Source organism: Ferrovibrio sp., assembly GCF_029255545.1.
Taxonomy (GTDB): Bacteria; Pseudomonadota; Alphaproteobacteria; order Ferrovibrionales; family Ferrovibrionaceae; genus Ferrovibrio.
In genome coordinates this window covers 40,720-47,973 of the sequence record NZ_JANLJJ010000052.1, presented here as the reverse complement: position 1 = coordinate 47,973, position 7,254 = coordinate 40,720, and the positions used below count along the sequence as shown (strand labels likewise).

The following is a 7,254-nucleotide window of genomic DNA, read 5'->3' as shown; positions in this document are numbered from 1 at the left end:
CCGTGCCCTGGTGGTGAATGCCGGCATAGCCAACGTATTCACCGGCAAGGCCGGCACCAAGGCCGTGAAGGCCACGGCCGATGGCACAGCGAAGGCCGTTGGCTGTAAGTCAAACGACGTCTATCTCGCCTCTACCGGCGTGATCGGCCAGATCCTGCCGGCTGAAAAGATCGTGGCGCAGCTGCCGAAGATGAAGAAGGCCCTGTCGGCCGATGCCTGGGCCAATGCCGCCAGGGCGATCATGACCACCGACACCTTCCCCAAGCTGGCCACGGCAAACTGCAAGATTGACGGCAAGACCGTGACGATCAACGGCTTCTGCAAAGGCTCGGGCATGATCGCGCCGGATATGGCGACGATGCTGGCCTTCTTTGTCACCGACGCGAAGCTGCCGGCCGCCACGCTGCAGGCCCTGCTGAAGGATGCCAATAACCAGAGCTTCAACTGCCTGACGGTGGATGGCGATACCTCCACCTCGGATACCGTGCTGCTGTTTGCCACGGGGGCGGCCGCCAATACGCCGGTGGCCAAGGCCAGCGACAAGCGGTTGGCCGATTTCCGCCGCGCGCTGACCGATGTGATGGCCGAACTGGCGCAACTGGTGGCGCGCGACGGTGAAGGCGCGCAGAAACTGGTCACTGTGGATGTCACCGGCGCGAAGACCGATACATCCGCGCGTATCATCGCCCGCGCGATCGCCAATTCACCGCTGGTGAAGACCGCGATTGCCGGCGCCGATGCCAACTGGGGCCGCATCGTGATGGCCGTCGGGAAATCGGCAGAGCCCGCCAACCGCGACAAGCTGGTGGTCAGGATCGGGGACAAGCCAGTGACGAAAAACGGCATGGTCCGCCCTGATCATGACGACGCCTATGCCACCAAGCATTTCAAGAGCAGCGATGTGCGCATCGCCGTCGATGTCGGCGTCGGCAAGGGCAAGGCGCGGGTGTGGACCTGCGACCTGACGCACGGATATATCGACATCAATGCCGATTACCGAAGCTGACGCGCTCTGCCCCGGCGATTCTGCCGCCCTGCTGGCGCCCAAACCGGTGGTGCTGGTGGTGGCAGTGGCGTTGGTCGACACCGATGGCCGCGTGCTGCTGACCCAGCGGCCCGAAGGCAAAAAGCTGGCCGGCATGTGGGAATTCCCCGGCGGCAAGGTCGAAGCCAATGAAACGCCGGAAGCGGCCCTGATCCGAGAGCTACATGAAGAGCTGCATCTGGATATCTCTGCGGCCTGCCTCGCGCCATTTGCCTTCGCCAGCCATGCTTACGAGGATTTCCACCTGCTGATGCCGCTCTATGTCTGCCGGCGCTGGGGGGGCCAGCCACAGCCGCGCGAAGGCCAGGCGATGAAATGGGTGCGACCGGTGAAGATGGGCGAGTTGCCCATGCCCCCGGCCGACATCCCTTTGGTGGCGATGCTGCGCGACCTGCTGGTCTAGCCGCCGATCTTCTCTAGCGCAGCCGCGTCATATTGTGCGGCATACTCGGCCGAAGGCGGGATCGGCTTGATCACGTCGATCAGTACGCCATTGGGATCGGCCAGGATGAAATGGCGCTGGCCGAAATCCTCGTCGCGCAGTTCCAGCCGGATATCCAGGCCGGCAACCTTCGCTTTCTCATATTCGCTGTCCACGTCGTCCACCTCGAAATTGATCAGCAGACCCTGCACCGGTTTGCGGAAACCGCCGGGGATGGTGGCATGCCCGTGATCGAGGATGGCGAGATTGACGCGCGGATCGGCCTGGCTGGTGAGATGCACGTACCAGTCACTCTCGAAGGCTGGCGCAAAGCCGAAATGGGCCCGATAGAAAGCTGCGGTTTCCGCCACCTTGGCAGTACAGATCACCGGGTAATAGCTGGTCGGTTTCACGATGGGGCTCCTTTCCTGCATGATCCCGGCTGTAAGTCGGGGACCTCTTCGATTCGCCGCTGATCGGTCTGGACAGCGGCGCTTGGGTCGGATATAAACATACAGGCTGTATGTATGCAAGATAGAAAGCAGACCAAGGCTGAAAAACATGCCGCCACGCGGGGCGCCCTGCTGGCCACGGCGCGAAGGCTGTTTGCGGCCACGAGCTATGCCGGTACCGGCACGGAAGACGTGGTGCGCGAGGCCGGCGTCACGCGCGGCGCGCTGTATTACCATTTCGCCGACAAGCGGGCCCTGTTCGAGGCCTTGGTGGAAAGCATCGCGGCCGAGGTGCTGGCCGCCATCGAGGCCGCCGCCGCCACAGCCACCTCTCCACTGGATGCCCTGACCAAAGGCAGCGCGGCTTTCCTGGATGCCTGCCTGCAGCCGGACACGCGTCAGATTTTCCTGGTCGATGCACCATCGGTGATTGGCTGGCAACGCTGGCGCGAGATCGACGGGCGTTATGGCCGGGGCTCCCTGCGCCAGGGGATCGAGGCCGCGCTGGCCGAACTGCCCCAGGATCGACAGATATCCGCCGAGGCACTGACCTTCCTGCTGACCGGCGCGATGAACGAAGCGGTGCTGTGGCTGGCCGAGGCAGAGGATGAAACGGCCGCGCGCAAGGCCGCCGATGCGGCGCTGAACCGCATCCTCACCCTGCTGTTCGAACCGGCGCGCTGATCAACGTTTGGGTGACGCCCGGTCGCCGAGGGGGTATTCCACGGTATCCAAAGCGGCGGCGAGCCGATTGGCCGCCATGCCGGGGCGCAACGGTTTCTGTTGGCTGTCATGCGGCGACCAGCCGGTGAGCGTGATCACCTCAAACCCGGCCGCGATGCGGCCACCCTCAGCGGGAAATTTCTGCTGATAGATTTCAGCCATGCGCAACAGGGTGGCCCGGCGGGTGAAGGATTTTCGGCGGTCCAGGATTGCATTGGTTTCACCCATGCCGCGCAGGTCGCGCATCAAGCGGAAGGCATCGGCATAGGTGACGCGGATCACTTCGCTGTCGGCCACCGGCAGGGCAAAACCGGCGCGTTGCAGCAAAGCTGCGCCATCCAGCGTTTCGGCCATCGGCGACACGCGCGGGCTGACGCCGCCTTCCAGCTCGGATTCGGCGGCCAGCCAGGCCTGCCGCAGTTCACTCAAGGTGGCGCCGCCTAGCATGGCACCCAGGAATAGGCCATCGGGCTTCAACACGCGCTGGATCTGGATCAGTGCGCCGGGCAGATCGTTGATCCAGTGCAGATTCAGCAATCCGATCACCAGATCGAAACGCCGTTCGGCAAAAGGCAGGAGCTCCTCGTCGCCCACCATATGCAGCGGCGCGGCGGTGGGCACGGCATCCATCGAGATCAGCGTTTCGATTCCGCCCCGCCCCTGCAACCGCGCCTGCAGCCAGGCAGAATCGCAACCCTGCACCAAGGCCAGTGGAAACGTGCGGCGGATATCCTCCAGCCGGTCGAGCAGCCGGTCGGCCACGGCGGCGCGCAGGAAGTCGAAATCTGCAGCCTGCAGCATGGCACGCTGACGCTGGCGCCGCTTCACGGCGCGGTCGAAAATCTGCATAGTGTCACTCACAAATCCATTCTGACATGGGTGTAACCATCCCGCCAATGCCGCTCCCGCCAAAATCCCGCAGGACCAGCGCCACGCCGGCAAAATCGGTACGAAACACCCGCAGGCGCAAACCGATCAATCTGGCCCTGCAGGGTGGCGGCACCCATGGCGCCTTCACCTGGGGCGTGCTCGACCGCCTGCTGGAAGAGGACTGCTTCACCATCGAAGGCATCTCCGGCACATCGGCGGGCGCGATGAATGCCGCCGTCCTGGCGAACGGCCTTGCCAAGGGCGGCATAAACGAAGCACGTCGGGCCCTGCACGATTTCTGGCGCCGCGTCGCCGATGCCGCCCGCTTCTCGCCGTTCCGGCCCAGTCTGCTGGATCACTGGTTCAAGCTGGGCGGGATAGACTACTCGCCCAGCTATCATCTAATGGAGCTGAGCAGCCGGATTGCTTCGCCCTATCAGACCGGACCTAAGGACCACAATCCGCTGCGCAAGATTCTGCAACAGAGCCTGGATTGCGAGGCCTTGCACGAATGCACGGCGGTCAAGCTGTTCGTCTGCGCCACCGATGTGCTAAGCGGCAAGATTAAGATCTTCGACAACACCGAGGTATCGATCGACGCCCTGCTCGCCTCGGCCTGCCTGCCGCATCTATTCCAGGCGGTGAAGATCGGCAACCGGCATTACTGGGATGGCGGCTTCATGGGAAATCCGCCGATCTATCCGCTGATCTACAATTGCGAGAGCCGCGACGTGCTGATCGTGCAGATCAACCCGATGAACATCCCGTCGCTGCCGAAATCACCGCAGGCCATTCTCGACCGCGTCAATACCCTGAGCTTTAATTCCAGCCTGGTGCGCGAGATGCGCGCCATCGCCTTCGTGACCCGCATGATCGAAGCCGGTTTCGACGACGACGGCCGGCTGAAGCGGATGTTCATCCATACCATCGACGCCGAGACGCAACTGGCAAAGCTGGGCACCGCCAGCAAATACAATGTCGACTGGGATTTTCTGCAGGGCCTGTTCGAACTGGGCCGGAGGCAGGCCGGGCGGTTCCTGCGCCAGCATTACGACAGCGTCGGCCGCGCCTCCTCCACCGACATCGCCACAAAATTCCTCTGAAACTCACTCAGCGCCGCCATGACGCGCTTCGCCCGCTTGGCGACCTTGCGGGCGCTGAAACCCGGCTTGTATAGTGCCGAGCCTAGGCCAAACCCGGCTGCGCCAGCCGCCTGCCAGCTGGCGAAATCCTCAGGGTGAATACCGCCGACCGGCAGCACCGGCAGGCGCGGCGGCAGCACGGCGCGCAGGCTTTTCAGCACCACGGGACTGGCTGCCTCGGCGGGAAACAGCTTCAGGGCATCAGCGCCTTCCGCGATCATCGCAAACGCCTCGGTCGGCGTAAAGACACCCGGTACGGCAGCCATGTCGAGGATCTTGGCCTTGTGCACCACGTAAGGATTGGCATTCGGCGCCACGATCAGGTGCCCGCCCGACATCGCCACCCGCTTGATGCATCCGGGATCAATCACCGTGCCGGCGCCGATCAGGGCGCGGTCGCCGAAATGCTTCGACAGCGCCGCAATGCTCTCCATCGGATCGGGGGAATTCAGCGGCACCTCAATGATTCGGAAACCAGCCTCATACAGCGCAGCGCCGATCTCGACGGCTTCCTCGGTACGGATACCACGGAGGATGGCGATGACGGGACAATCCTGAAGCCAGGCTGAAAAGCTCTTCATGGCGCCCTCCCGGGCTGTTTTTCTCACCCCGGCAGATGACGGCTCAGACGGTACAGGCCGCGAGCCGCGGCATCCTCCGGAGCAATGGCGGCTGGAATTCCGAGCCAGCCGCAGGCCTTAAGATAGCGTCTCGCCAGATTCTGGCCAGCGATGATTTGCACCTCGCCCCGCCAGTCCGTGCCGCGCAGTTCATGCCCGACCAGCAGGCCGGAGAGGAAATCCGGCGCCGCCGGGGCCGCAAGTTCGCCGAACAGCCGCCGACTGCGCACGCCGAACAGGTGGTGCAGCAGGCCGCCCGGATGCCCCGAGGCCAGCACTCCGGCGCGAAAGCCGGTCTCGTCGAAATCCGCCACCATATGCGGCAGCATGGCGGCAATCAGGCCGTGGCGCGACAACAGGGCGAATATCTCGCCCGTCATGGCCGTGGCGAAGCCGGCAATACAGCCGTGCTGCAGTGTAACATGCTTGGAATGCGTGCCCGGCAAGCAGGCCATTGCGATACCGGCCGGCGTATCGAGGCCGAATATCTGCATCTCTTCGCCGCGCATCACATCCGGCACACCAGAGACGTCGCGACAGGACACACCTGGCACGACATGGCCAGTCCGGCCGCCGCCCAGATCAACCAGGCAGAACGCCTTGGCCAGATCGGCCAGCCCTGCCGGGCAGGCAACATAGGCTGCTTCACGCCAACCCTGCCGGCTGCCCACCATGCCTGACAGAAGGACCGGACCGTCGTCCAACGCCAGCCAGTCGCCGATGCGCTGCTGCAGCACGGCCGGATAATCGGTGGCTTCTAGACTACCTATGCCGGACTCCGCTTCGCGTCGTTCCAGCACATTTCCATCAGGACCAATGCGGTAGGCGCGGAAATTGCTGCTGCCCCAGTCAATGCCAATCATTGGCAGCGCCGATCATGGGCCCGACGGGAGCGGATCACGCCGCCAGGCGCCGACCACTGGCGGCATCGAACAGATGCACGCGATCGAGCTGCGGCATCAGGTGCAGGGTCTCACCGGCGGCAAAACTGCGCCGTTCGCTGAACACGCCACAGATCTGCGCACCGCTCAGCTCGGCATAGACAAAAGTATTGGCACCGGTAGGTTCGACCACTTCGATACGCGACAGCAGCCCGCTATTCTCCACCGGCGTCAGGTGTTCCGGCCTGAAACCATAGACCACCGCCTGGCCATCCTGTCCTGCAGCGTCGCCATTCAGCGGCAGGTCGACGCCGGCCTCGGTCGCCACCCAGCAACGCCCGCCATCACGGCGCAGGATACCACGGATCAGGTTAATTGCGGGCGAACCAATGAAGCCGGCCACAAACAGGTTAGCAGGCGTGTCGTAAAGCTCCAGCGGCGTGCCGATCTGCTCGACGATGCCATCATGCATCACCACGATGCGGTCAGCCATGGTCATCGCCTCGATCTGATCATGGGTCACATAGATCGAGGTCGTCTTCAGTTGTTGATGCAGGGCCTTGATTTCGGTCCGCATCTGCACGCGCAGCTTGGCGTCCAGATTGCTCAGGGGCTCGTCGAACAGGAAGACCTGCGGATTGCGCACAATAGCGCGGCCCATGGCGACGCGCTGGCGCTGGCCGCCGGACAGCTGCTTGGGGTGGCGGTCGAGCAGTTCGGTCAGGCTAAGGATTTGCGCGGCGCGCTGCACCCGCTCGGCGATCACCTCGGTTTCGGCTTTGCGCAGCCTCAGGGAGAAACCCATATTCTCGCGCACCGTCATATGCGGATAGAGCGCATAATTCTGAAACACCATGGCGATGTCGCGGTCTTTCGAGGGCACCTGATTGACCACCCGTTGACCGATCCGCACCGTGCCGCCGGAGATTTCCTCCAGCCCAGCGATCATGCGCAACAAGGTCGATTTTCCGCAACCGGACGGGCCGACCAGAACGACGAACTCGCCATCCGGAATCGCGATATCGATGCCGTGGATCACTTCCAGCGCGCCATATCGTTTACGCACTGCCTCCACACTCACACTCGCCATATCGAACTCC

At 63.4% G+C, this 7,254-nt stretch carries 9 protein-coding genes; 4 read left to right on the top strand and 5 right to left on the bottom strand.

Features of this window, described 5'->3' with window-relative positions:
* Together argJ and Q1J79_RS10900 are read left to right on the top strand one after the other, a co-directional pair.
* Nucleotides 1-1,006 (top strand): bifunctional glutamate N-acetyltransferase/amino-acid acetyltransferase ArgJ (gene argJ / locus Q1J79_RS10905; RefSeq protein ID WP_300300113.1); only part of this gene is annotated, 1,006 nt, incomplete at its 5' end.
* Entirely contained in the window at nt 987-1,448 is a 462-nt protein-coding gene (locus Q1J79_RS10900) for a (deoxy)nucleoside triphosphate pyrophosphohydrolase (protein WP_300300110.1), read from the top strand. The genes argJ and Q1J79_RS10900, both read left to right, overlap by 20 nt.
* On the opposite strand, the gene Q1J79_RS10895 is transcribed toward Q1J79_RS10900, so the two are convergent.
* A complete protein-coding gene (locus Q1J79_RS10895) occupies nt 1,445-1,879 on the bottom strand; it encodes a VOC family protein (RefSeq protein ID WP_300300108.1) in 435 nt (144 codons plus the stop codon). The two genes, Q1J79_RS10900 and Q1J79_RS10895, sit on opposite strands and share 4 nt — an antisense overlap.
* Before the next feature lie 114 nt (nt 1,880-1,993).
* On the opposite strand from Q1J79_RS10895, the gene Q1J79_RS10890 reads away from it, so the two are divergent.
* Nucleotides 1,994-2,602, top strand: coding sequence for a TetR/AcrR family transcriptional regulator (locus Q1J79_RS10890; protein ID WP_300300106.1), 609 nt, complete (start codon nt 1,994-1,996; stop codon nt 2,600-2,602).
* On the opposite strand, the gene Q1J79_RS10885 is transcribed toward Q1J79_RS10890, so the two are convergent.
* Nucleotides 2,603-3,502 carry a methyltransferase domain-containing protein gene (locus Q1J79_RS10885; protein WP_300300104.1) on the bottom strand — a complete coding sequence of 300 codons (900 nt, stop codon included), beginning with the start codon at nt 3,500-3,502 and terminating at the stop codon, nt 2,603-2,605.
* Between the two features lie 35 nt (nt 3,503-3,537).
* Here Q1J79_RS10885 and Q1J79_RS10880 point away from each other — a divergent pair, with 35 nt between their 5' ends.
* The gene (locus tag Q1J79_RS10880; protein WP_300300102.1) at nt 3,538-4,614 is read left to right on the top strand and encodes a patatin-like phospholipase family protein; all 1,077 of its coding nucleotides are present in this window, start codon (nt 3,538-3,540) and stop codon (nt 4,612-4,614) included.
* Here Q1J79_RS10880 and Q1J79_RS10875 read toward each other — a convergent pair.
* The 3 genes from Q1J79_RS10875 to Q1J79_RS10865 are packed head-to-tail and all read right to left on the bottom strand — an operon-like array spanning nt 4,560 to nt 7,244.
* The gene (locus Q1J79_RS10875) at nt 4,560-5,234 is read right to left on the bottom strand and encodes a 2-dehydro-3-deoxy-6-phosphogalactonate aldolase (protein ID WP_300300100.1); all 675 of its coding nucleotides are present in this window, start codon (nt 5,232-5,234) and stop codon (nt 4,560-4,562) included. The two genes, Q1J79_RS10880 and Q1J79_RS10875, sit on opposite strands and share 55 nt — an antisense overlap.
* 23 nt (nt 5,235-5,257) lie before the next feature.
* Nucleotides 5,258-6,136 carry a 2-dehydro-3-deoxygalactonokinase gene (locus Q1J79_RS10870; protein ID WP_300300098.1) on the bottom strand — a complete coding sequence of 293 codons (879 nt, stop codon included), beginning with the start codon at nt 6,134-6,136 and terminating at the stop codon, nt 5,258-5,260.
* Between the two features lie 34 nt (nt 6,137-6,170).
* Entirely contained in the window at nt 6,171-7,244 is a 1,074-nt protein-coding gene (locus tag Q1J79_RS10865; RefSeq protein WP_300300096.1) for an ABC transporter ATP-binding protein, read from the bottom strand.
* Nucleotides 7,245-7,254: the final 10 nt, after the last annotated feature.